18 protein-coding genes are annotated in these 22,863 nt (G+C 45.3%); 5 read left to right on the top strand and 13 right to left on the bottom strand.

Annotated elements, in window-relative coordinates; genetic code table 11:
* Nucleotides 1-46 precede the first annotated feature (46 nt).
* Together ABID56_RS07360 and ABID56_RS07365 are read right to left on the bottom strand one after the other, a co-directional pair.
* Entirely contained in the window at nt 47-1,471 is a 1,425-nt protein-coding gene (locus tag ABID56_RS07360) for an alpha-amylase family glycosyl hydrolase (RefSeq protein ID WP_354219979.1), read from the bottom strand.
* Between the two features lie 65 nt (nt 1,472-1,536).
* Complete coding sequence (locus tag ABID56_RS07365; protein ID WP_354219980.1) at nt 1,537-1,929, bottom strand: YisL family protein; 393 nt, start codon at nt 1,927-1,929, stop codon at nt 1,537-1,539.
* A gap of 176 nt (nt 1,930-2,105) precedes the next feature.
* On the opposite strand from ABID56_RS07365, the gene ABID56_RS07370 reads away from it, so the two are divergent.
* Nucleotides 2,106-3,296 (top strand): ornithine--oxo-acid transaminase, encoded by a 1,191-nt coding sequence (locus ABID56_RS07370; protein ID WP_354219981.1) that lies wholly within the window; start codon nt 2,106-2,108, stop codon nt 3,294-3,296.
* Between the two features lie 237 nt (nt 3,297-3,533).
* On the opposite strand, the gene ABID56_RS07375 is transcribed toward ABID56_RS07370, so the two are convergent.
* From ABID56_RS07375 to ABID56_RS07390, 4 genes are read right to left on the bottom strand one after another with little or no spacing between them, the layout of a single operon-like run.
* Nucleotides 3,534-4,349 carry a hypothetical protein gene (locus ABID56_RS07375; RefSeq protein ID WP_354219982.1) on the bottom strand — a complete coding sequence of 272 codons (816 nt, stop codon included), beginning with the start codon at nt 4,347-4,349 and terminating at the stop codon, nt 3,534-3,536.
* A complete protein-coding gene (locus ABID56_RS07380; RefSeq protein ID WP_354219983.1) occupies nt 4,321-5,154 on the bottom strand; it encodes an ABC transporter ATP-binding protein in 834 nt (277 codons plus the stop codon). The genes ABID56_RS07375 and ABID56_RS07380 overlap by 29 nt, the downstream gene beginning before the upstream one ends.
* Before the next feature lie 26 nt (nt 5,155-5,180).
* Nucleotides 5,181-6,233, bottom strand: coding sequence for a FecCD family ABC transporter permease (locus ABID56_RS07385; RefSeq protein ID WP_354219984.1), 1,053 nt, complete (start codon nt 6,231-6,233; stop codon nt 5,181-5,183).
* Nucleotides 6,226-7,224, bottom strand: coding sequence for a FecCD family ABC transporter permease (locus ABID56_RS07390; protein ID WP_354219985.1), 999 nt, complete (start codon nt 7,222-7,224; stop codon nt 6,226-6,228). The genes ABID56_RS07385 and ABID56_RS07390 overlap by 8 nt, the downstream gene beginning before the upstream one ends.
* Nucleotides 7,225-7,410: 186 nt before the next feature.
* On the opposite strand from ABID56_RS07390, the gene ABID56_RS07395 reads away from it, so the two are divergent.
* A complete protein-coding gene (locus tag ABID56_RS07395) occupies nt 7,411-8,436 on the top strand; it encodes an ABC transporter substrate-binding protein (RefSeq protein WP_354219986.1) in 1,026 nt (341 codons plus the stop codon).
* A gap of 239 nt (nt 8,437-8,675) precedes the next feature.
* Here the strand turns inward: ABID56_RS07395 and ABID56_RS07400 are convergent, their stop codons facing one another.
* The 4 genes from ABID56_RS07400 to ABID56_RS07415 form a co-directional block, all read right to left on the bottom strand.
* Nucleotides 8,676-8,921 (bottom strand): hypothetical protein, encoded by a 246-nt coding sequence (locus ABID56_RS07400; protein ID WP_354219987.1) that lies wholly within the window; start codon nt 8,919-8,921, stop codon nt 8,676-8,678.
* Between the two features lie 13 nt (nt 8,922-8,934).
* Nucleotides 8,935-9,213, bottom strand: coding sequence for a hypothetical protein (locus ABID56_RS07405; protein ID WP_354219988.1), 279 nt, complete (start codon nt 9,211-9,213; stop codon nt 8,935-8,937).
* Nucleotides 9,214-9,287: 74 nt separating this feature from the next.
* Nucleotides 9,288-10,442: a DUF418 domain-containing protein gene (locus ABID56_RS07410; RefSeq protein ID WP_354219989.1), complete on the bottom strand. Its 1,155-nt coding sequence runs from the start codon at nt 10,440-10,442 to the stop codon at nt 9,288-9,290.
* A 244-nt stretch (nt 10,443-10,686) separates the two neighbouring features.
* Nucleotides 10,687-12,558: a heavy metal translocating P-type ATPase gene (locus tag ABID56_RS07415; RefSeq protein WP_354219990.1), complete on the bottom strand. Its 1,872-nt coding sequence runs from the start codon at nt 12,556-12,558 to the stop codon at nt 10,687-10,689.
* Between the two features lie 146 nt (nt 12,559-12,704).
* Between ABID56_RS07415 and ABID56_RS07420 the strand changes: the two genes are divergently transcribed.
* A complete protein-coding gene (locus tag ABID56_RS07420; protein ID WP_354219991.1) occupies nt 12,705-12,905 on the top strand; it encodes a hypothetical protein in 201 nt (66 codons plus the stop codon).
* 429 nt (nt 12,906-13,334) lie between these two features.
* Nucleotides 13,335-13,856, top strand: a complete 522-nt coding sequence (locus tag ABID56_RS07425) for a hypothetical protein (RefSeq protein WP_354219992.1) — start codon at nt 13,335-13,337, stop codon at nt 13,854-13,856.
* Nucleotides 13,857-14,402: 546 nt separating this feature from the next.
* Here ABID56_RS07425 and addA read toward each other — a convergent pair.
* Genes addA through ABID56_RS07440 form a run of 3 tightly spaced genes read right to left on the bottom strand, consistent with a single transcriptional unit; the run spans nt 14,403 to nt 22,298 of the window.
* The gene (addA, locus tag ABID56_RS07430; RefSeq protein WP_354219993.1) at nt 14,403-18,140 is read right to left on the bottom strand and encodes a helicase-exonuclease AddAB subunit AddA; all 3,738 of its coding nucleotides are present in this window, start codon (nt 18,138-18,140) and stop codon (nt 14,403-14,405) included.
* Entirely contained in the window at nt 18,141-21,635 is a 3,495-nt protein-coding gene (gene addB / locus ABID56_RS07435) for a helicase-exonuclease AddAB subunit AddB (RefSeq protein ID WP_354219994.1), read from the bottom strand.
* 15 nt (nt 21,636-21,650) lie between these two features.
* Complete coding sequence (locus ABID56_RS07440) at nt 21,651-22,298, bottom strand: TVP38/TMEM64 family protein (RefSeq protein ID WP_354219995.1); 648 nt, start codon at nt 22,296-22,298, stop codon at nt 21,651-21,653.
* 154 nt (nt 22,299-22,452) lie between these two features.
* On the opposite strand from ABID56_RS07440, the gene ABID56_RS07445 reads away from it, so the two are divergent.
* Nucleotides 22,453-22,842 (top strand): YhjD family protein, encoded by a 390-nt coding sequence (locus tag ABID56_RS07445; protein WP_354219996.1) that lies wholly within the window; start codon nt 22,453-22,455, stop codon nt 22,840-22,842.
* The last annotated feature ends 21 nt before the right edge of the window (nt 22,843-22,863 follow it).

Below are 22,863 nucleotides of genomic sequence, written 5' to 3' on the forward strand. Positions count from 1 at the left end.
AAATCGGGCGAAAGGCAAAAAAATAACCTTCCTTAATCAAGGAAGGTTAAGCTTTCCGACGTTCTTTCGCATTTTTCATGTAAATAACAATCGCAAACACGACGAACAGTCCCATTACACCACCGAAAATCGACACGAGCAACCAATTGACGCCTTGGCTCGCTTGTACGTTATACACATTCGTCGATTCACGTTCTAAACTAACCGTATAGGTTCCATCATCGTTTTCACGAACTAAGTCATTCAAAATCAAACCACGCAGTTCCAGCCCACTATCTAAATGATCTAAATCTGCTTTTCGAAACTCAGCGCTATTATTAATCGTCACGATCACTCGGTCATCGTCTAACACGCGTTCAAACACGAGGAAATTATCATCTTGGTGTAAAACATTCATTTCACCATCGCGGACCGCCGCGAAGTTCTCATTAATATTCGCCAATTTTTCAATATGCTTCGTCACTTGATCGTCACCAGCTAAGAAATTCATCATATCATGCGTCGAGCCGTCTTCAATCTGGCCCGTCGCTGTATGCTCAGCGCCTTGATACAACCACGGCTCATTCGGCGTCATATACAAATAAGTCAGCGCCATCTTCCAACGCGTAATCGGATGAAGGCCACTTTCTTCCATCGCATTCGTAAATCGGTCTGTCGAATAGGAATCCATATAATGCACAACATCTTCACGACTACGAAGTGGATCATCTAACAATAACGACATATCCGTATTAATATCATAAAAATAATCTTTTGCATCATCGTCAAAATCACGATTCACAATGCGATCCATGCCAGCATTCATCAACCCATCTGCATCATCTGCCGACAATTCACCTGCTTCACCGATCCAAAATAAATCATCACTCGCACCAGTCACCGTCTCTAAAAACGATGTCGGCACATCCGCAACATCCTCTACATAAAAACCATCCACATTAAACTCAGACTGCCACGTCGTCACTAATTCGGAAAAATAATCCGCTGCTGAACCGCTTGTCAAATCAAGCTCGCCATCATCACTAACCCAATCTTCACTCATGAGCGGACTCGAGTCACTCACCGCATCCAATGGTAGATGAACGATAACATTCAGCCCTTCATCATGAAACGCTTCAACAGTATCTGACACATCTTCACGCGTGCCAAACGTCGCCTGAATTTGCTCGTAATTTAATACCGGCGCCCCCGTATAATTATGACTCGCAAAGAGTGGCGAGACGACGACATCCGTGATCCCTAAATCAACAAAATGATCGACTCGCTCCTGCAATCCACGCAAGTCACCACCATGAAACGCGTCCGGATCATCGCGGTCGACACCCTCTTCAGTCACTTCAGTTGAGTTTTGAAAACGGTCAACTAACACATAATAATATTGCCGGCGCTCGTCCTCATCAGCCTGTCCAACTATCGGAAAAATACTTAACATGACGATGACGAACACAGCACTTGTGATCAGTCGTTTCATCGTTGCTCCCTCTCTTCAATCAAAAATTACCTCACATAAGAAAAGCCCCAAAACGGGACTTTGTCTTACGGTAAAAATCCGAATGGCAGTCGTGCAAACCCTAAAACTAATACAAGAATAAGGGCCACGACTAATTGTAACCAACCGGAAAATTCTTTTTTGCCTTTCTTCGCTTTCGCTAACGTCATCTCAATTGCGGCAATCACCCAAATACCAGCGACCATTTTAATAATGTATTCGCTAAACTGCGTATCTTCTACATTCATTCCATAATGATTGAAAAATAAATCCGCACCCGTTGCGATAATCAGTAAATAAAAGACGCGTAAAACCATTTGTGTGATTTTAATCGGCTTCTCCGCTTTACCTTGTTTAATCATTGTGTAAGCGACGAAGAATAGAATTAATCCAACGCTCCATGAAACAATATGTATAAGTGCCATTTGTGTTGCGTCCATCACATATACCTCCTTCATAATCTGTTTCCATCTTATCATGATTTGAAATTTATGGCGATAATTTTGTTGACAACTTTGAAACAATCACAGCAAACAGGTATAATAACAGTTAGTGTAAGCCTTATCATATCCGCGGAGACGAACATCTCCCGCGTTATTTTTCTAGGAGGGATTTCATGACACGAAGCAGTGAAGAGATTATTCAACAAACCGACCATTTCGGAGCAAACAACTACAAGCCACTCCCGATCGTCGTATCGAAAGCAGAAGGGATTTGGGTGGAAGACCCAGAAGGTAATCGTTACCTTGATATGTTAAGTGCCTACTCAGCGGTTAACCAAGGCCACCGCCACCCGAAAATCATTCAGGCGTTAAAAGATCAAGCCGACCGCGTTACATTAACATCGCGCGCATTCCATAACGACCAACTCGGCCCTTGGTACGAAAAGATTTGTAAACTAACCAACAAAGACATGGCGCTTCCGATGAACACAGGCGCAGAAGCTGTGGAAACGGCCATTAAAGCGATGCGTCGCTGGGCATATGATGTGAAAGGCGTTGAAGAAGATAAAGCCGAAATCATCGCCTGCGTCGGCAACTTCCACGGCCGTACGATGTCAGCTGTATCACTATCATCTGAAGCTGACAACCAGCGCGGATTCGGCCCACTCATGCCAGGCATCAAGCTTGTCCCTTATGGTGATACGGATGCTTTACGCGAGGCCATTACAGAAAACACAGCCGGCTTTTTACTCGAACCGATCCAAGGTGAAGCAGGCATCATCATGCCACCAGAAGGTTTCCTAAAAGAAGCTTACGACATTTGCCACGACAACAACGTCTTATTTGTTGCGGACGAAATCCAAGCAGGCCTAGCCCGTACTGGTAAAATGTTCGCGTGTGACTGGGAAGATGTCGAACCAGACATTCTCATTCTCGGTAAAGCATTAGGCGGCGGCGTATTCCCGATTTCATGCGTTGTGGCGAACGAAGATATTTTAGGCGTATTCAACCCAGGCTCACACGGCTCAACATTCGGCGGTAACCCACTCGCAAGCGCCGTATCTGTCGCATCGCTTGACGTATTAGAAGAAGAAAAACTTGCCGAACGCTCACTCGAACTCGGCCAATACATGCTAGACGAGCTACGTTCAATCGATAACCCGATTATCAAAGAAGTCCGCGGTAAAGGGCTATTCATCGGCGTCGAACTAAACGAACCCGCTCGCAAATACTGTGAACAGCTCAAAGAAAAAGGCTTATTATGTAAAGAAACGCACGACAATGTCATCCGATTCGCCCCACCTCTCATTATCGAGAAAGACGACCTACGCTGGGCGATCGACAAAATCAAAGAAGTTTTATAATCATGAGAAAAACTCAATGCCAAACAGTCGGCATTGAGTTTTTTATCGTCCAAAATCACATTTCACCGTATTTTGGCTAGATTTCGCCGTATATTGTCGCAAAATCGCCGTATACGAACGCTTTTTCGCCGTATCCTTTTGAAATTTCGCCGTATCAACGCAAAATTTCGCCGTATCCCCCCTCAATCCACCTTCTAAAAAACAAAAAACTCGCTTCCATAGAAACGAGTTAGTCCATTACGTTGAGTAACTATTCGATTGTTGCCGCATCGTTTCGCGTGTTGCTCGGCATGCTTCCTTATTGACTTCTAATTTCGGACAGCCTTTGCAATACTTGCCTTCACTCGACGCTTCGTAATTAAAACAACACGTCGTACGCACGCGGCGAAAGGTTTGCTCGGGTTCAATATAATGATAGCCATTGTAAAAACGTTTAATCGGGTTAAATCGTTCGCCAAACACGTCTGGCGATAACTGGTGAATTAACACATTAAAATCATCATGGAATTGATTCACGGTCGCTTCATCATGATGCCAATTGACAACCGTTTCATACATCCAATACACATAAACCATGACGTTTTCCCACAAAATCGGTCGCGGCACGTTCGACACATTCGACACTGCCTGAACTAACGAAGCTAACTGCCGGAATAACTGATCAAAAAACGGCTCGCGACTAGCGGCTAAATCCTCTGCACAATCATAACCAACATCGTCAGCCACATATAGTTCCGGGAGCCACAGCTCGCCATTCATTTTCGAAACGAGAGCGACACGTGACCAATCAAGCGGCATCGCCACCCGCTCAGTCGAAAAAGAATACAAAGCTGGCACAATCAGCAAATAGCCGAGACGCTTCATCAGTTGCGAGCCAACGACAAAGTCGCGATCTGTCGCAAAACTCGGCTTAATCTCCGCGATTACATCCGAAAGATACGCTTCGTCTAGCAAATCATTCACAACATGTTGGCCGTCAACCGGCTCTGTCACGACACGAAAATGGTCGCGTAAAAACGCTAGATCAATTGGCTTGAACTTGTTGTGTGGCATAGCGATTGGCACCTTTCATTTGCCGTTGCTTACTGTATGGAATGCACATCGGCGCTCCACAAATCGGATCACACGTCACTTGGCATTGCAGACCAAACACCGAATGAATCAATTGTGGTGTAATAATCTCATCAGGGTCGCCTTGTTCAAAGACACTCTTGCCTTCAATTGCGACAATGTGGTCCGCATAACGACACGCTAAATTCAAATCGTGCAAGACCATCACAATCGTGCGACCTTCTTGTTCATTCAAATCACTTAACAAATCTAAAATATCAATTTGGTGAGTCAAATCTAAAAACGTCGTCGGCTCATCGAGTAAAATAATATCCGTATCTTGTGCCAACGTCATCGCAATCCACGCGCGCTGACGCTGACCGCCAGATAATGAATCAACCGTGCGATCTTCAAACTCTTTAATGCCTGTCACCTCGAGCGCATACTGAACCGCTTCTTCGTCTTTTTCCGACCATTGTCTATACCAACTCTGATACGGATAACGCCCTTGTTTCACGAGTTGCAGTACCGTTAAGCCTTCAGGAGCCGTCGGAGACTGCGGCATAATCGCGAGTTGACGCGCAATGTCTTTCGTTGATGTTTTATCGATATCTTTTCCGTCTAATTCAACCGATCCGTCTTTCGGTTTTAACAAACGCGCAAGCGACTTCAATAACGTCGACTTCCCACACCCGTTACTCCCGATGAAAACGGTAATCTCACCTTTTGGAATCGTTAAATCCAACTCCTCAATGATCAATTCATCTTTATACCCGAGTGACAGCTGTTCTGTTTGAATGGCTTTCATAAAACAAACCCCTCTCAGCAAACCAATTATTTTCGACTTTTGAACAATAAGTAAATAAAATACGGTGCCCCGATTATCGAGGTGAACACCCCGACTGGCACTTCAAGCGGCATAAACAACATCCGCGCTAAAATATCAGCTATGACGACAATCATGCCACCCACTAATGCTGACACCGGAATCAATGCGCCAAAAGCCGAACCGATAATCTTCCGTGCAATATGTGGCGCCATCAAGCCTACGAATCCAATTCCACCCGCAAACGCAACTGCACCACCTGCAAGCGATGTACTCAATAATAACAATGTAAACCGATCGCGTTGAACTAACTGCCCAGCGTTTTTCGCTAAATCTTCACCGAGCTCTTGCATGTTCAACCGTCGTGTATAGATAAATAATATAAACGTAATCCCAAACACCCACGGGGCGAGTGTGATTACTTCATTCCAATTCGTCCCGTTCACACTACCTGTCAGCCAAATCGTCGCTTTAGACGCGGAGTGAATCGGCCCTAAAATCATTAACAATGACGTTAAGGCATCTGCCGCAGCGGCAATCCCGACACCGATCAACACGAGTCGAAACGGCGTTATTCGTCCGTTTTTCCGTGCTAGAAAATAGACGAGAAATCCGATTGATACCGCGCCAACAAACGACGCGAGGGGCATCCAATGAATGCTCAGCGTGAGCGTATTACTTCGGTCTGTATAAATCGCTAAAAACATGACCGTCGTTAACGCTGCACCGCCCGTAATCCCGATAATGTCAGGTGACGCGAGTGGGTTTCGAATCAACCCTTGCAAAATCGCACCCGACATCGCAAGTGCCGCACCCGCTAACATCGACAGTAAAATACGGGGCATCCGGAACGAATTGACGACTAAGTTTTGCATGTCAGTACCTTGACCTAAAATCGCACGAATGACGTCGACCGGTGAAATAAACAACTGGCCGATGCCTAAACTAATAACCATCGTCACGATAGCCAAGACTGTTAACAAGGATATGATATAAAATGATTTTTTATCAAATAAAAAGGATACTTTTCCAAATCGAAACGGAAACTGTTGGTTATTCATTGATCCCCCTCCTTGCTATATAAATAAAGAAGGGAGCCCCAACTAACGCGATCATCACGCCAACTGGTGCTTCTTGCGGATAAATGACATAACGCGCCGCAATGTCTGCCATCAGCAGTAACATCGCACCGAGTAACGCGCTAAACGGTATGACCCAGCTGTAACTAATGCCAGCAAACCATCTCGCAATATGCGGAATGACAATACCGATAAATCCAATCGGTCCCGCAATCGCAACCGCACCACCTGCGAGTAAGACGACAACGAGCGCGCCAGCTAATTTCACTAAATATGTTTTTTGCCCTAATCCTTTCGCCATTTCCTCGCCCATCGCTAACACATTTAAATGTTTTCCTATAAATAACGCGATCAGCCAGCCGACTATTAAATAAGGCAGGACTGACATCAGAATGTCTAAGCTACGCCCTTGCACGGACCCTGTCAGCCAAAACAGCACTTGTTCAAGCGCCGTCTCATTCATCGCAAGCATCCCTTGCGTCATCGATGAGAAAAGCGCTGCAATCGCAGCCCCTGCTAGCGTGATTTTAATCGGTGTTAAGCCGTCACTGCCGAGCGATCCTAAAAAATAAACCGTGACAGCCGCAACAGCTGCACCCGCAAATGCAAACCATGCGAATGATTGAAGCGATGTGATACCGATAAATGTCACACCAAATACAACAAAGAAACTGGCACCCGCATTCACTCCGAATATCGTCGGTGACGCAAGCGGGTTATTCGTGAGTCCTTGCATAATCGCACCGGCAATGGCCAAACTAGCCCCAACAGCCGCTGCGATCAGTGAACGTGGTATTCGGTTGTCTTGAATAATATAATGTTCATTCGATTCATCGAAATTTATAAACGAGTCAATGATCATCTGTGTCGTAATATCAGTATAACCGTACAAGACACTCGCCCACATTAAGATGAGCACCATGATCAATCCAACTACAATTCCTAGCCCTTTAAGTGCGTTGTTTTTTAACATCGTTGAGATAGACCTTTCATAAACCTTCTCGTTCACCACCCATATTACGCTAATTGATAATGAATGTCAATTTAATTGAAATTCATTATCAATTATTTATTGACATTATCATTAAGTCCGTATATGATAATAACCGTAAATGATAATCATTATCATCAAAACAAACAAGATAAAGGGGTAGGATTCATGAAGAAATTATGGATTTTAGTCGCGTTCGTCGCCTTCACCCTCTTCTTAGCTGCTTGCGGTAGCGATAATAATGAAGAGACAACAGGCAATGACGGAAGCGAAGACACATCAGAAGAACAAAACAACGAATCATCTGAGGATTCATCCAACGATTCAGAAGAAAACAGCTCATACGTCGTGGAACACGCAATGGGTGAAACCGAAATCGAAGGGCAACCTGAAGATATCGTGATTTTAACGAACCACGGAACAGAAGCACTTCTATCATTAGGCATCACACCAGTTGGAGCTGTTCAATCATGGACAGGTGACCCTTGGTACGACCATATTGAAGACGACATGGAAGGCGTTAACGTTGTCGGTTTAGAAAACGACATCTCACTTGAAAGCATCGCCGAATTAGACCCAGATTTAATTATCGGTAACAAAATGCGTCAAGAAGATCAGTACGAACAGCTAAGCGCGATTGCTCCAACTGTTTTTGAAGAAACATTACGTGGTGACTGGAAAGTGAACTTCGAATTAATCGCTGAAGCAGTTGGCATGCCAGAGAAAGGCCAAGAAGTGTTAGACGAATACAACAATCGTGTTGATCAACTAGCGAGCGATCTTGAAGAGAACGGCAAACTTGACACGAAAGTCTCAATCGTCCGTTTCATGGCAGGCGATGTGCGTATTTACCATAAAGACTCATTCTCCGGCATTATTTTAGAAGAAATCGGACTTGAACGCCCAGAAGCACAAGATAAAGACGACTTCGCAGCGAAAAACGTCACGAAAGAACGTATCGACGAAATGGATGGCGACGTCATTTTCTACTTCACGTATGAAACAGGCGACGGCGAAGCATCCACAGTCGAAGAAGAATGGATTAACGACCCACTTTGGAACAACTTAAGCGCTGTTGAAGCTGGTAACGTCCACGAAGTAAGCGACACAATCTGGAATACAGCAGGTGGCGTCAGAGCTGCCAACCTCATGCTCGACGACTTAGAGCAATATTTACTAAACAGTGATTCATAATTGATATATTAGCCGTAAAAAGCCTTGAATCAGACCCCCGATTCAAGGCTTTTTTATATGATTTAGCGATTTCGCCGTATATTTAAGGATTTTCGCCGTATAATTTATGAATACCGCCGTATTAAAGCAAAATTTCGCCGTATCAACCCGCATTTCCGCCGTATAGCCGCAATATTTCGCCGTATCCCCACAAAAAAAGCGCTCAAGCTCTACCACTCAAGCGCTAAACACATTCCATTTTATACAAATTCCAATATCGCACTGAAAAACACAAACAATGCTAATACCCCGATGAACGCGGCAAGACCTTTTTTCCCATCAACAAAGCGTCGCGCCGACATTAAGCCGAGCATAACACTTCCTGTGATCAAAGCCGTTGTCATATAAGCTGAATTATTTAATACAAAATTCAAAACGATTAAAAACATCGTCCCGAATGAAAATATAATTTCTGCAATCAATAATTTTCGTCCTGTTTCGCTCATTCTTGCCTCTCCTTTATCCGATCAATAAATACGTAAAATAACTTAACATCGTGACACTACCGACAATTTGAATCGGCAGACTAAAACGAATTTTATCAACCAATTCGCCGATATACATCGCCATATACATCGTGCCACATAACAATAATAAAATAATCGTAAACTCCGTGATTTGACCAACCATGAGCGGATGAAAAACGTCTCCGTTCATGTTAAGCATCACTAATATCATCACACCCACCAATAATGTGAACAAGCGTGATAACACGTCCTTTATCGTTACTTCGTTCATAATCCACCTCTACCTTTTTTCGATCATTCCGTCCTATATTGTATCTAAATTTAGCCTAAAACACCATCAAAAACTTATGACGATTTCGACCGACGTATTGGTTGTTTCTGACCGTAAGTGAGCGTTCGATACACCCATTCAAACGGACCATATCGAAACTGCGCAACGTACAGATTGCTAAACAAGACTTGCAAACTATAAACAACCAAAACATACACCATTAATTGCGCCAATTGCAGATCACCATAAAACCCAAATCCAACCCCATAAAAGAACAGAAACGCGATCAACGATTGGGTTAAATAATTCGTTAGCGACAATTTCCCGACAGCCGCAAGCCACGCCACGTTCAACTTAGGCAATACAAACATGCCGACTAAAAAGTAAAAGAAACTCGAGAACGAACCGCCGATACTCTGCTTCGTAAAATCAAACCAAGCCGGATTGCCCACAAAATGCGGGGCTATTTTAAAGAGGAAGAAAATCACTGCAGATACGATGAGCCATTTCGTCATCACCTGCGCATGACGTTTCGGTTCATCTACCCAGCCCGCTTTCACGACAATTACACCGAGCAAAAACATCGGCATAATCGTAAGCACCATGATCAAGATTTGCACCGGATTAAACATCACTTGCCAATCTATCACATTACGCGACAAAATATCTGCATAACTACCATCATAAAGATTCATCGACTGCTGGATCGCGGCCGTGTCACGATACGAACTCAAATAATCACGCATGCCGTAATTCATAAGCGTCATCAACACCGTCACGCTACCTAACATCGACACCGCCCACGTCACCAGCGTCCGAATCGATTTATGTATGAGTGGGATCGTCAGCAACCCAACAATACTATATGTTAACAAAATATCGCCGTACCAAATCAGCAACCCATGCAACAACCCGAACAACCCGAGCGCTAACATCCGCCGCCTAAGCACTCGCTTCATATCTTCAGGTTCCCGCTCCTGCAGTCGCCTCGCCATCAACGCCAGCCCGAGCCCGAACAACATCGCAAACAACGGATAAAAACTCGCCTGGAAAAACATATCAATCATTGCCATCAGCCAGCCACTACCCGCTCCATCATAAAACGCATCCGACCCGCCGTACATAAAATGCGGCGAATGAAACGACAGCACGTTCACGACTAAAATGCCAAACAACGCAAACCCACGGATCGCATCAACCGCTTGATTTCTCTCCCTCGTTCCTTCCATTTGCTCAACCCCTTTACCTTATATTATAAGCGATATCCATACGAAGACAAACCAAAATCACGTCCAGCTGAGTTTCGCCGTATAATCGCTAGATTTCGCCGTATTTTTCCGAAATTTCGCCGTATCGCCTTAAATTTTCGCCGTATCAAAACAAAATTTCGCTGTATCCGCCCATATTTTCGCCGTATCACCATCTCTATGCAACGAAAAAACGCTAGACTTCTATAAGCCTAGCGCCGCTCCATTATTCTTTCAACAAACGTAATCCGTTCAATATCACTAAAATCGTACTGCCTTCATGCGCGACAACGCCGTATGGTAAGGTTAAGTTTTGCGAAAAGTTCGCGACAATGAGTAACAAAATAACCGCAACAGAGAATACGAGGTTTTGTTTCACAATGCGATTTAAACGCGTCGATAAATTAAAGGTCATTGAAATATTTTTCAACTCATTATTCATTAACACGATATCCGACGTTTCGATCGCGACGTCCGTACCAGAGCCCATCGCAATGCCGACGTCTGCTTTCGCCATCGCCGGTGCATCGTTCACCCCGTCACCGACCATGGCGATCGAGCCGTATGTCTCTCGCAACCGTTCGACTTCATGGACTTTCTGTTCAGGCAAGCAATCGCTCACCCATTCTCGAATGCCCGCTTCTTCGCTAATTGCTTGCGCTGTTTGATCATTATCGCCTGTGATCATCACCGTTTCCACACCACGGTCATTCAAGGTGTCGATTAAACGCTTAGCTTCTGCTCTGATCTCATCCTTCACCGCAATCATACCTGCAATCGCCGTCTCATTGGCGATAAACATAACCGTCTTACCTTCTTGTTGCCAAGCACTCTTCTTCTCAAGAAAACGACCTTTTTCAAGACCTAAACTTTCCATTAGCGCTTCATTCCCAACATACCACGTCGCATCATCCACGCCAGCTTGAATACCGTGACCCGTGATACTTTCCATATAGCTAACCTCTAGATCAGCACGAATCCCTTGCGCATCACCATAACGCACAATCGCTTCAGCAAGCGGATGACTCGATTGATGTTCAACTGCGACGATATGGCGCAACACATCAGCATCATCGTAGTCATCAGCCGTCATAAAATCCGTCACAACAGGTTCACCTTTCGTGATTGTCCCTGTTTTATCAAGTGCGACAACCGCCATTTTCGACAATTGTTCAAGATAAACGCCACCTTTCGTCAACACGCCTTTGCGCGCGCCCGTACTCACTGCTGACAATAATGACGGCATAATCGAGGCGACAACGGCACATGGCGAGGCGACGACGAGTAACACCATCGCGCGGTAAAACACGTCTTCAAAATTAAAACCGAACACAAACGGTGACAGCAACATTAAGCCAACGACCACAAGCACCGTCACAACATAAGGCCCTTCAATCTTCTCAATCAATTGTTGCGTCGGCGGTCGGTTTTCTTTCGCTTCTTCAACAAGACGAATCATCTTCTGGAATAGCGAATCCTTATTCGGTTTCGTCATTTCAACGACAACAGAACCCGCACCGTTCATCGTACCGTTGTAGACATCATCCCCGGCCGCTTTATCGACAGGCATCGATTCACCCGTTATCGGCGATTCGTCAACCGACGTTTGCCCACTCAAAATCACACCATCGACCGGAACCCGTTCACCATCTTTTACAAGTACACGATCGCCGACATGCAACTCATCCAACGCGACGACCGTTACCGAGTCATCATCGTTCAGTCGGTTCGCTTCATCCGGCGCCATTTCGACTAAGGACGATAAGTCGCGCTCACTCTTTTGGTTCGCATAGGTTTCCATCGCGCCACTAACTGAAAAGATAAAAATCAAAATAGCCCCTTCATGCCAGTGACCGATCGACGCCGCCCCGAGCGCGGCAATAATCATCAAAATTTCGACGTTCAACGATTTATTATAAATTAAATCTATAATACCTTCTTTCGCTTTATAAAAACCACCAATTGCAAACGTTAATAAATATAGAATTGCCGTCAGTGCTGGACTCCCCCACGACTCCGACAAAAACGCGACGACAAGCAACAGACCACCAAGTAATGCCATGATTATTTCACGATGCTGCGAAATTTTTTGTGCCACCTTATCACCTCTGTTTAAAATTTATATTAATTTAGAATTATTGTAAATAATAATATCATAGACCATACCAAAAGCCAACTAATCGATTTGTCACACAACCGAAGACGCGATATACTTTAACCAAATCAATTCAAAGGATGATAGCTGTGAAACCTAATTTAATCGAATTCCTACTCATCGCAGGTGGCATCTTACACGGTGTTGCGATGAATTACTTCGGCGCCCAACCATGGATCCCTGCTTTATACGACAACAGCATCGCCCCATTTATTACATACGGCATGATCGTGATCGGCTTACTACTCGGGATTATCAATGCGCTTACGCCAAAACCGAAACAAAAATAATTTTTGTCCAAACTCGAGTGGTATCAAATGACATAAAAGACCTCTACCTAGATGAATCATATCATGTTTATATAAAGAACGTTGTGACTTTACGCACAACATGACAAACGCGAATAGAGATCTATACTAAATAAAAAGAGATGCAGATCCCGCCTTAAGAAGTTAAGAATATAGGCACTAGAGAATGGGTTTGAACAGAAGAAAAATAGAAAAACTTTAGATTATCATTACCTTGAAGAGAAATTGCAGTTTAAGCATTTGATATGAAAGACATCGTATTTATCCATTAATCTTTTTGTAACTTACATCTTAAAAATACAAATATTTGGTAGTACATAATTATCATTAGATTTAAAATCTTGTTTATATTCGGTTATAGCTTTTTTCAACTCACGGGGGAGTTTAGTTGAAGAAGCTTAGGAGGTATCTATGAAACCATTGAAAATGATATCAATCTTATTACTTTGTATGTTTTTTTTGTCTGCTTGTAATCAGAATGAAGAACATCTATATTCTGAAAGCATAGAAGGCATTGATGAATTTCCATATGAGTTTAAACTGCCGACACATATGCCGTATGAGGTAGAACGAGTAAAGGTAGTCCATTATGACCAAAGAACGGAAGAGTTACCTGAAACAATAAGTGAATTAGAACCAATGGATTTTAATCTAGAAATTTCACTTCGCGGTACGTCAGAAGAAATAATTCTTACTCGTATAGAGCCAGAGTCTGGAAGTAAAACGGGTTCGAACGAACAACAATTAGAATTGAGTAATGGCAAAGAAGCAAAATATTTCTATAACGGCAGTTCCCAAGTTGTAACTTGGAATGATTCAGGTTTAAGTTACGACATTATCGTTCATCTTCCTAAACAAAATAATGAACTATATTCTATAGAAGAACTAATTGAAATTGCTGATTCTTTTGCCCCATTTTATAAACCTGATTAACTTCTTCAACAAACTGTGGTGTTAGTTTAAAAAGGAAGCTAATTTCATAATTAGAATTCAAGTAAACATTAAATTACAAAGAGGCTGGGACAGAAAGGTATTAAATTGTGCAAAAGGCGAATGTTTGGATATCATAACAGGTAAGCAATGATGAAGCGGAATCAAAACACGTAGACGCCTGCGGGAACAGCACGCGTCTCGAGACCCCGCAAGCCCCGCTTTTGGGCTGAGGAGGCTCGAGCCGTGCCCGCGGCAAGCGAAGTGTTTTGATGGAGCGTCATTCAAGCAGAAAACCCGGACGATTTATTTTTTATAATTAAATCGTCCGGGTTTTACTTTACTGAATTAGGTTTTGTCCCAGGCTCTTTGTATTATTATTGATTGAAATTTTTGTAGTGAAATTGAAAATAAGAAAAAATGTGATTTTGGTTGTGATCCCAACTTTCCTCCAAAATAACGGAACCCCTTAGCAATTAACACCTCTTTTTAAATTTCAATTTTTTTAAAACGACACACCTCATTCACTTGCCGACAGAATCCCTGCCTCTAAGTCATATCCACCACAAACGCTCGGTCGAAGAAATATAAATACACGCCTGCAAGCTCAATCTGCCATATTGACTCGACCGCTCGGCGATACAAATCGACTTGCACAGCGTAGCGACTGGCTAACTGGTCGCGCACTTGTTCATCAACTTCACCGTTCACGGTATCAGTTTTATAATCTAGCAAGTACCACTGCCCGTCAACTTCAAACAAGCAGTCGATCACACCTTGGATCAACACGCTTTCATCCGTCGGGTCATCCCAATCTGGATAAACGTCCTGTGCAGACAACTCCATCGTAAACGGCAGTTCGCGACGAATGTCTGCCGACTGTTGTAACCACTCGCCGATCTCCGTCGCCATCAACTGTAAGATCGCGTCATAATCAATCGCGTCAGCTTCTTCTTCCGTCAATATATCTCGAAAGACTAACCCTGACACGAATTCCTCTAATGACGCCTTATCCCAGCCCGATTCAAACGGTAAATGTTGCATGACGGTGTGCATCGCGCTACCGATCTCGGCTTTCGTCAATGTCTTGGCTTCTTCTTTCATAAACCGCGGCCGCTCAAGCGACGACGCGCCACCGCTTCCGGATCCATGGCGACGCCGAATGAAATCGGTCGCACTGTAAGCATCCGCTTCTTGCCGAATTCGCTTCAACTCCGTCACACTCTGCTTCGCTCGGCGTGACACACTGCCCGCGTACGGATACGCATACGTCAGTCGTTCATCCACTTCCGTATACGACTCAGACGGCGCCTCAATCATTTCAGGTTCCCAATCCGTAATCGCACGCTCTAACGTATCATTTCGCTCAGCTGTCACCCATTCCGGATCTTCATACGCCGACGCATGCTCAACGACCACACGCCACGACGAATCATCCGCCTTAATCTCATTCGGCACGCGGTTAGACACAGGACCTTCACGCAAGTCTTCCGCCGCCTCATGACGAACGAGCGCCATGCCGACCCAGTTCATATAATTCGCCTGATCCGCTCGCATATGCGCAGGCAACACCCAGTTCGGATGCTCACTCACTTCACGCCATTTCTCAAACCGTTTCGACACGTCGCCAACCGTGCCAACGACGACCAACTTTTCTTTCGCACGCGTCAACGCCACATACAAAATCCGCATCTCTTCAGCCAACATCTCGCGCTTCATCGCCACGGACATCGCTTCAAACGGAAACGTCTTATACATAATACGCTGATCCAAATCTAAATATTTTGCACCCAAACCTAAATCTTTATGCAATAAATAGCGTTTCTTATAATCTTGCGTATTAAATTGCTTATCGGCCGCGCCTAAAATGACAACCGGAAACTCTAAACCTTTACTCGTATGAATCGACATGAGGCGAACGACATCTTCCTGCTCACCTAACGCACGCGCTGCGCCTAAATCTTCGCCGCGCTCTTCCATCTTTTCAATAAAACGCAAGAAACGGAACAACCCGCGATAAGCCGATTTCTCATAACTACGCGCCCGGTCGTATAACGCGCGTAAATTCGCCTGTCGTTGCTTGCCTCCTGGTGTGCCCCCGACAAATTCATAATAACCCGTCTCACGGTACACACGCCAAATCAGTTGCGACAAGGCACCATAAGTCGCTTCCTCGCGCCAAGCCTCAAACAGTCCAAAAAAGCGTTCCAATCGCTTCACTAAATCACGATTCTCGCCCGCTCTCATGTACTGCTTCACCGCTTCATAAAAACTCACTTTACGGCCGTGCAACCGAATTTGTGCCAGTTCATCCTCATTCAACCCAACAATCGGCGACTTCAAAACACTCGCAAGCGGAATATCTTGCTTCGGATTGTCAATCGCCTTAAGCACATTAAGCATCACTTGCACTTCAATCGCTTCCAAATACCCCGACGACAAATCGGCATAAACCGGAATCCCAAGCTGTTTTAACTCCTCAACCACGGTCCCGAACCACGCCTTAGACCGCATCAAAATAACAATATCCGAATACCGAACAGGACGCGGTTTCTCCGTTTCTTTATCGATCACGTGCATCGGCTCACTACCGTCTGTGCCAAGCCACGACTGAATTTTCTTCGCATACGCCCGTGCTTCGATCTGCGCTTTGTCCAAATACTGCCACTCGTCATCCGGGTCCGTCTCATCATCCGCTTCACGCGACAACACATGCAACTCCGTATCGACATCCGTGTCCGTGAGCTTCTCATACACGCGATTACTATAAATTAGCTCCGCTTCCGTCTCATAATCCATCTCCCCGACTTGCGGATCTAACAATTGCCGGAAAATAAAATTCGTCCCCGCTAACACTTCATGCCGACTCCGGAAGTTTTGCGCCAAATCAATACGCATTTCATCACCATCATTCGCCTGAAACGCGCGGTATTTCTCCATGAACAACGTCGGCTCCGCATGACGGAAACCATAAATACTTTGCTTCACATCGCCAACCATGAATAAATGATTCGACTCAGCACCCGTTAACAACTGTAAAATCGTCTCTTGCACTTGGTTCGTATCTTGATACTCATCGATCAACACTTCGCGGTATTGCGCTTGATACTGCTTCGCGACATCTGACGGTTCAAGCGCATCCATCGTCGAACCATCAGCCATCAACACCTCTAAACAATAATGTTCTAAATCGGAAAACTCAAGCACAGCCTGCGTTCTCTTCTCTGCATCAAGTGAAGCATGAAAGTCTTTCACTAGCTCAACTAATTGCTCTAGATGAGGCTTTAACTGACGTAAATCATTGATCAATGATTCTGGCTTCCGTTCAAACCAACGACTAATCATCGCAGCCACTTTATCTTTATACCGCTTACGAATATCCTTCACGCGTTCTTTTAAATCTTCATCACACTCAAATTTCTTCCGTGATAACGTCGCAAATTTCTGCCGCTCTAAGACGACATTCCGCAATACCTCCCAAGGCGCATCCACGTATTCTAACATCGCATTGACTTGTTCCAAATCGCTCTCAAGCGTCTCCAGATAATGCTCCGGGCCGTTTACATCTTGCGCGACATCCATCGCCTGCTTAATATCAAACACGGCTGCTTCAAGCGCTTCACGACTATCAAACCGCGCATACGGCATCCACTTCAACTCATCAAGCGTCGTCTCCTCACTTACATCGACCGCGCCAACAAGCGATTCCAGCCATGCAAACGGCTTCGGATTTTGCAAGGCAAATTCATGCACATGCAACACGAGCGATTCGACCGCTTCATCATTCCGGTCACCCGAAAAATGATCGACAAAGCGGAAAAACGCTTCTTGTGCTTCGCCTTCTTGCCCATACCAACGTTCGAATACATCTTGCAGGACGTCTTGCTTTAACATATCCGCTTCAATCTGGTCCAAAATACGAAAACTCGGGTCCAAATCAAGCTCATAACTATATTTACGCGTCACATCCATGCAAAACGCGTGCAACGTCGAAATATTCGCCCGCTGCAACAACGCAATCTGTTTCTTCAAATGATGCGAGTTCGGATGCTTTTCTAAGGCTTGCTCAAGCGCCTGCCCGACACGCGTCTTCATCTCTTGTGCCGCCGCATTTGTAAACGTCGCGACTAACATCTCATCAATATTGTACGGATCGTCATCACGCACCATCTTTTGAATAATCCGCTCGACTAACACCGCCGTCTTACCCGACCCGGCCGCGGCCGACACGAGAATATCACGCCCGTCTTCATGAATCGCTAACGACTGTTCCTCTGTCCATGCCATTTAAGCATCCTCCTCTCGCGCCATCATACGCTGTAAAATCGCATCGTCTTTTTCATCTTTAATCCGGACAAACTCATTCTCATCAAGCGTCGGGTCGAATTGACAAACCGAACGATACGGACAAAACGTACACGCCGTATAATCCTTCGTCTGTACAGGGTTGAGTGACACATCGCCACGCACGATCTGACTACCCGCCTGTTGCATCAACCCGCGCACGTATTGATTCATATAGCGAAACAACGACTCATCCACCGTTTTCGAACTCGCATTAAACGAGCCATCTTTCTTCACACCGAACGGCGCAATTTTAGACGTCCCCGTTTCAAGCGAACGATCCATCGCTCCGGCTACCTGTTCATCTCCTAACAGCCAACCGTTCATTTTATATTCTTTCAATAACGCATCTTCCACCGCATCATCATCAAACGCCTTCAAATCACCGTCATTCAACGTCGGATTATGCACGTGGAAATACAGTACACCCGCTGGTTCCGCTTGCTGATTCAACCAACGATCCGAATAGGTGAGCACCACATCTAAATACGTCAACATCTGCAGTGCCAAACCATAATACACATCAACGAGTTTCAAATCCTTCGCACTCGATTTATAATCAATCACACGTAAATACAGCTGATTATTGATCTCTGCTTGATCAACTCGGTCGACCCGGCCATTTAACTCCAGTTGATAGCCATTCATTAAATCGAGCTGAAGCGGCGGCAGTTTCTCTTTTCGACCAAAACCAAGCTCAATTCCTGCTGGCTGAAAATCCGACTGCTTCGCTTGCCGTGCTAACACCGTCGTCGCCCGAATAATGACATGCTCTAACTTGCGCAAAATATATTGATAACGATTCGAACTGAACAAAATTTGATGCTGCAATAGCGGCGCTAACTGCTCAACCGCTCGGCGCGCATACTGGATAATATCCTCACTCGACAACTCGAAAAACGCACGCCCTTCCGCATACACCCACTCCGTAATATACCGGAGCGATTCGTGGAACAACTGCCCAATATCAGGCGCCTCCAATTGATAAAGTGGCCGTTCCTCAAGCCCGAGTGTATATTTAGCATAATAATGATACGCACACTGATGATACGTCTCAAGTCGTGACACGCTCGACTTCATCGTCTGATCAAACATCGCACTCGCCGTCTCACTGCCTAATGACGCCGGCTCATTTCGGTAAAATAAACTACTTAAAATTTGCCGCGCAATGCCATCACCCGACTCGTGTTTCATGAACCAATACAGCGCATCCCAATAGACACGGTCAATTGGATAACCACGCAAATACTTCGACAGCTCAGCCGTTAAAATCGCTCTCGTCTTCTCTGGATTTGTCACGAACCGAAGTGGATCCTCATGATCTTCATCATCAAGCCACAACGTCTCGCGCGCTTCTGGATACATCGTCTTCAACTGCTTCACAACCGCAGCTGGCATCTTTTGCTTGCCTTCTTCATCACTCAACGCGAAACTGACGTGAACCCGATCACTCGCAAGCGTAAACGCCAGATACATATAAAAACGGTCATCCAACAGCACACGTTCAGCTGGGTCAGCTAGCAATAGACCCCGCTCTTCTAACCACGCCCGCTCATCATCCGACACGAGCCCTTCTTGTGGCGGCTTCATCGGATAAACACCATCGTTCACCCCAAGCAAAAAGCTCACCTTTACATTCGCAATCCGTGACCGCTCGACATTACCGACAATGACGTGATCAATCGTCGGCGGCACATGGGAAAACTCTAACGTCTCAAGCCCCGCATCTAGCACATCCCGGAATAATGGTAACGACATCTCTTCATCACCGAGCATGTCCGCCATTTCATCAAACAACTGCATCACGGCTTGCCAAGCCTGCTCCTGCTCGCGCGCGGTTTCCACATCACCGTCATCGTCAAATCCGTCACGCAACGCTTCTAACCGCTCAGGCGCACCAATTCGTTCAAGCCACGTATACACCGCTTCTAACGTCGCACCAACCGTTTCTGCCTCGCGCACATCCCGGTCAAAATCTTTAAGCGCATCGACCATTTGCTTGCGGTACGCATTCATTTGCCGTTCGATTTCGCGTTCGTCATCCGTCTGCGAACGCTGGTCTAAACCAAAGATTCGCTGATAACGCCAGTCACGGTCCGAAAGCCACGCATCCCGCGTTCGAATACCATATTCCAGCACATAATTTTCAAGCGAATCTATCGCATCTTGCGTCAGTGGATACGTTTCATCCGTCGCCTGAATGAATCCAGTTTTAAGCAAACGAAAAATTGCATCATATCGCCAATCCCGATCGACCACTTCAAGCCCCGTTCGAATCAACTCAATAAACGGGTGATTGAGCATCGTCTTCTTCTCATCTAAAAAGACCGGCACACCATAATCTTGGAAAATCGTCTCGATCAAATCATGATATGTCGCGTCATCACGAATTAACAACGCCAAATCGCGATAACGATACCCTTCTTCTCGCGTCAACCGCACGATCTCTTGCGCCACACCTTCAACTTCCGCACGCGGGTGCACCGCTTCAGCAATTTGATTCGGCGCTTCCCCTTCATAAACGGGCGCTGGCTGATCGGTAAAATGACGTTCCAAATGATTCATCGCTGGATTGCCTTTAAACCGGCGCTCATCCGGATACAACATGACCGAATCGCGCACCGACACCTCAGCCTGCTCTGCAATCTCCGCAAGCGTCTCATACGTCGTTTTCGTCTGATAAAATAAATCCAGCTCACCTAAACCTTGCCCACGTCCATCGTATGTAAGGGCAATCTTCACATCTTTCGCATGACGCATAAGCGCTTCGATCACGTAATACTCTTGCGGCGTAAACCGGTGAAACCCATCAATATAAATCGTCGCATCGCGTAACACATTCGTCGTCGCGATTTTCTCAACCATAATCTCCAGCTGATCCTCACTGTCGACGTAATGCCCCGCCAACTGCTGATCGAGCTTATCATAAATCAACAACAAATCATCCAGCTTACGTTTTAACGCCGCTTCACTCGGCGTCAAATGCGCACTCTGATTCAATTCCTCAACCATTCGACTCAGCGACTCCGGCGTCACCCGATACCGCTTCAACTCCGTAATCATCGCCTCAAGCTGATCGATGAACCCTTGTTTATCCATCGCCTTTTGAAACGCTTCAAGCGACTGTTCATGCTCTTCTGCAATTTTTCGAAGCAACATTTGAATCCCCGTCGACGTAATAAACGGCTTCGTGCCACCCCCGACAGCCTGAAACACATACCACGCTAGTCGCGAGAAACTAAACACTTGCGCCCGCATCGACCCAGGCAAATCACTCTCACTCAACAACCCATACTCCTGCTGAAACGCCATCTGATCCGGCACGATATACAAAATCGGATCTCCCGCGGGATCATGCTGCAGGGCCTGCTCGATTTCCTCTAAACAATACGAGCCGATGTCAGCACCGGCTCGTCCTAAGATAAATTGTAAGGCCACACGCGTCTCCCCCTTTTAATTCGTCTCACCATCATCACGGTCCGCTTTCGACGTAATCCGTTTTTCGATAAACTTCCCAATTAACCAAAACAACCCAACGACAACCCCAACGACAATCGTCTTCACGGGCTCTGTCGCAAACGACGCCAAACTATCACCGACATACGACACCGAGAAAATCATCACTGCCTTCGCAAGACCAACCGTTAAAATAAACGACTGTAGCGACATTCTCGTAAACGCCGCCACCACATTAATTAATGCTGACGGTGAAAATGGGAAACATAACAACAAGAACATCGGTCCGAATCCGCGTCGGTCGAAAAAATTCGTAATCCGCTGAATATGGCGCTGGTACTTAATTCGTCGCACCCAATTAAACCGCTCACTCTTTCGAATCAGTATAAACACGACAATCGCCCCAACAGACGCGCCAATCCAGGAATACAAAAACCCAAACACAAGCCCGTACACGAGCGAATTCGCCAAAATAAATACTAAATTCGGCAAAATCGGTAAAAACGCTTCGATAAACGGTAATAATATGCCTGGAAGCGGCCCAAAACTACCGTAAAACTCCAGCAAACGTATAATAAAATCACCGATCACATTATCAGCTATTAAATCATCCAATTCATCCAAATTCGTCACATCATCATTCATCGCATTAACTCCTATCTTTATCTCTTACTTCATTTTATAAAAAAATAACCCGTTTGCCTACTTTTTTACCAATTTGTCATCAAGGGTTTGATTTTCAATATGTCATCCATTATAATAGAACAAACGTTCGATAGATGCAACAGGAGGGATTAGGATGCCTTATTTAAATGAAGAAGAAGGACGAATGGCGTCACGCTTTTTGTTTTTATCCATGACGATCGTCGTCTTAGAACAAGATATTCGCTCAATCGAAAACGGCCCATACAAAATCAAAGAACCATACCTAGAACTACTGCGGCGCATGATCCACCAAGCCCGCACCGAACGACGCGAACTCCGCAAAACAATGGACCAGAAAAAAATCGACGTCGTCTTCATCGAAAAAAATGACACGTTTTCGACCTACTTATTCCTAGCCCGCGGTTACGAAGAACAACGGCGCTACTTCAACCCCGCCGTCCGCAAAAAAGTCGAAAACATCCTAAATGAACTCATGTACGACATCACAACAAGCGTCACCAAACCCGCGCCGGATTTTGCATGAAGATGATATGAAACGGATTGA

Source organism: Alkalibacillus flavidus (assembly GCF_040545925.1).
GTDB lineage: Bacteria > Bacillota > Bacilli > Bacillales > Alkalibacillaceae > Alkalibacillus > Alkalibacillus flavidus.

Bases quoted from the DNA above. Each gene is read 5' to 3' on its own strand.
- ABID56_RS07360 (WP_354219979.1), bottom strand. From the start codon at position 1,471: ATGAAACGACTGATCACAAGTGCTGTGTTCGTCATCGTCATGTTAAGT.
- ABID56_RS07365 (WP_354219980.1), bottom strand. From the start codon at position 1,929: ATGGACGCAACACAAATGGCACTTATACATATTGTTTCATGGAGCGTT.
- ABID56_RS07370 (WP_354219981.1), top strand. From the start codon at position 2,106: ATGACACGAAGCAGTGAAGAGATTATTCAACAAACCGACCATTTCGGA.
- ABID56_RS07375 (WP_354219982.1), bottom strand. From the start codon at position 4,349: ATGCCACACAACAAGTTCAAGCCAATTGATCTAGCGTTTTTACGCGAC.
- ABID56_RS07380 (WP_354219983.1), bottom strand. From the start codon at position 5,154: ATGAAAGCCATTCAAACAGAACAGCTGTCACTCGGGTATAAAGATGAA.
- ABID56_RS07385 (WP_354219984.1), bottom strand. From the start codon at position 6,233: ATGAATAACCAACAGTTTCCGTTTCGATTTGGAAAAGTATCCTTTTTA.
- ABID56_RS07390 (WP_354219985.1), bottom strand. From the start codon at position 7,224: ATGTTAAAAAACAACGCACTTAAAGGGCTAGGAATTGTAGTTGGATTG.
- ABID56_RS07395 (WP_354219986.1), top strand. From the start codon at position 7,411: ATGAAGAAATTATGGATTTTAGTCGCGTTCGTCGCCTTCACCCTCTTC.
- ABID56_RS07400 (WP_354219987.1), bottom strand. From the start codon at position 8,921: ATGAGCGAAACAGGACGAAAATTATTGATTGCAGAAATTATATTTTCA.
- ABID56_RS07405 (WP_354219988.1), bottom strand. From the start codon at position 9,213: ATGAACGAAGTAACGATAAAGGACGTGTTATCACGCTTGTTCACATTA.
- ABID56_RS07410 (WP_354219989.1), bottom strand. From the start codon at position 10,442: ATGGAAGGAACGAGGGAGAGAAATCAAGCGGTTGATGCGATCCGTGGG.
- ABID56_RS07425 (WP_354219992.1), top strand. From the start codon at position 13,335: ATGAAACCATTGAAAATGATATCAATCTTATTACTTTGTATGTTTTTT.
- addA (WP_354219993.1), bottom strand. From the start codon at position 18,140: ATGGCATGGACAGAGGAACAGTCGTTAGCGATTCATGAAGACGGGCGT.
- ABID56_RS07440 (WP_354219995.1), bottom strand. From the start codon at position 22,298: ATGAATGATGATGTGACGAATTTGGATGAATTGGATGATTTAATAGCT.
- ABID56_RS07445 (WP_354219996.1), top strand. From the start codon at position 22,453: ATGCCTTATTTAAATGAAGAAGAAGGACGAATGGCGTCACGCTTTTTG.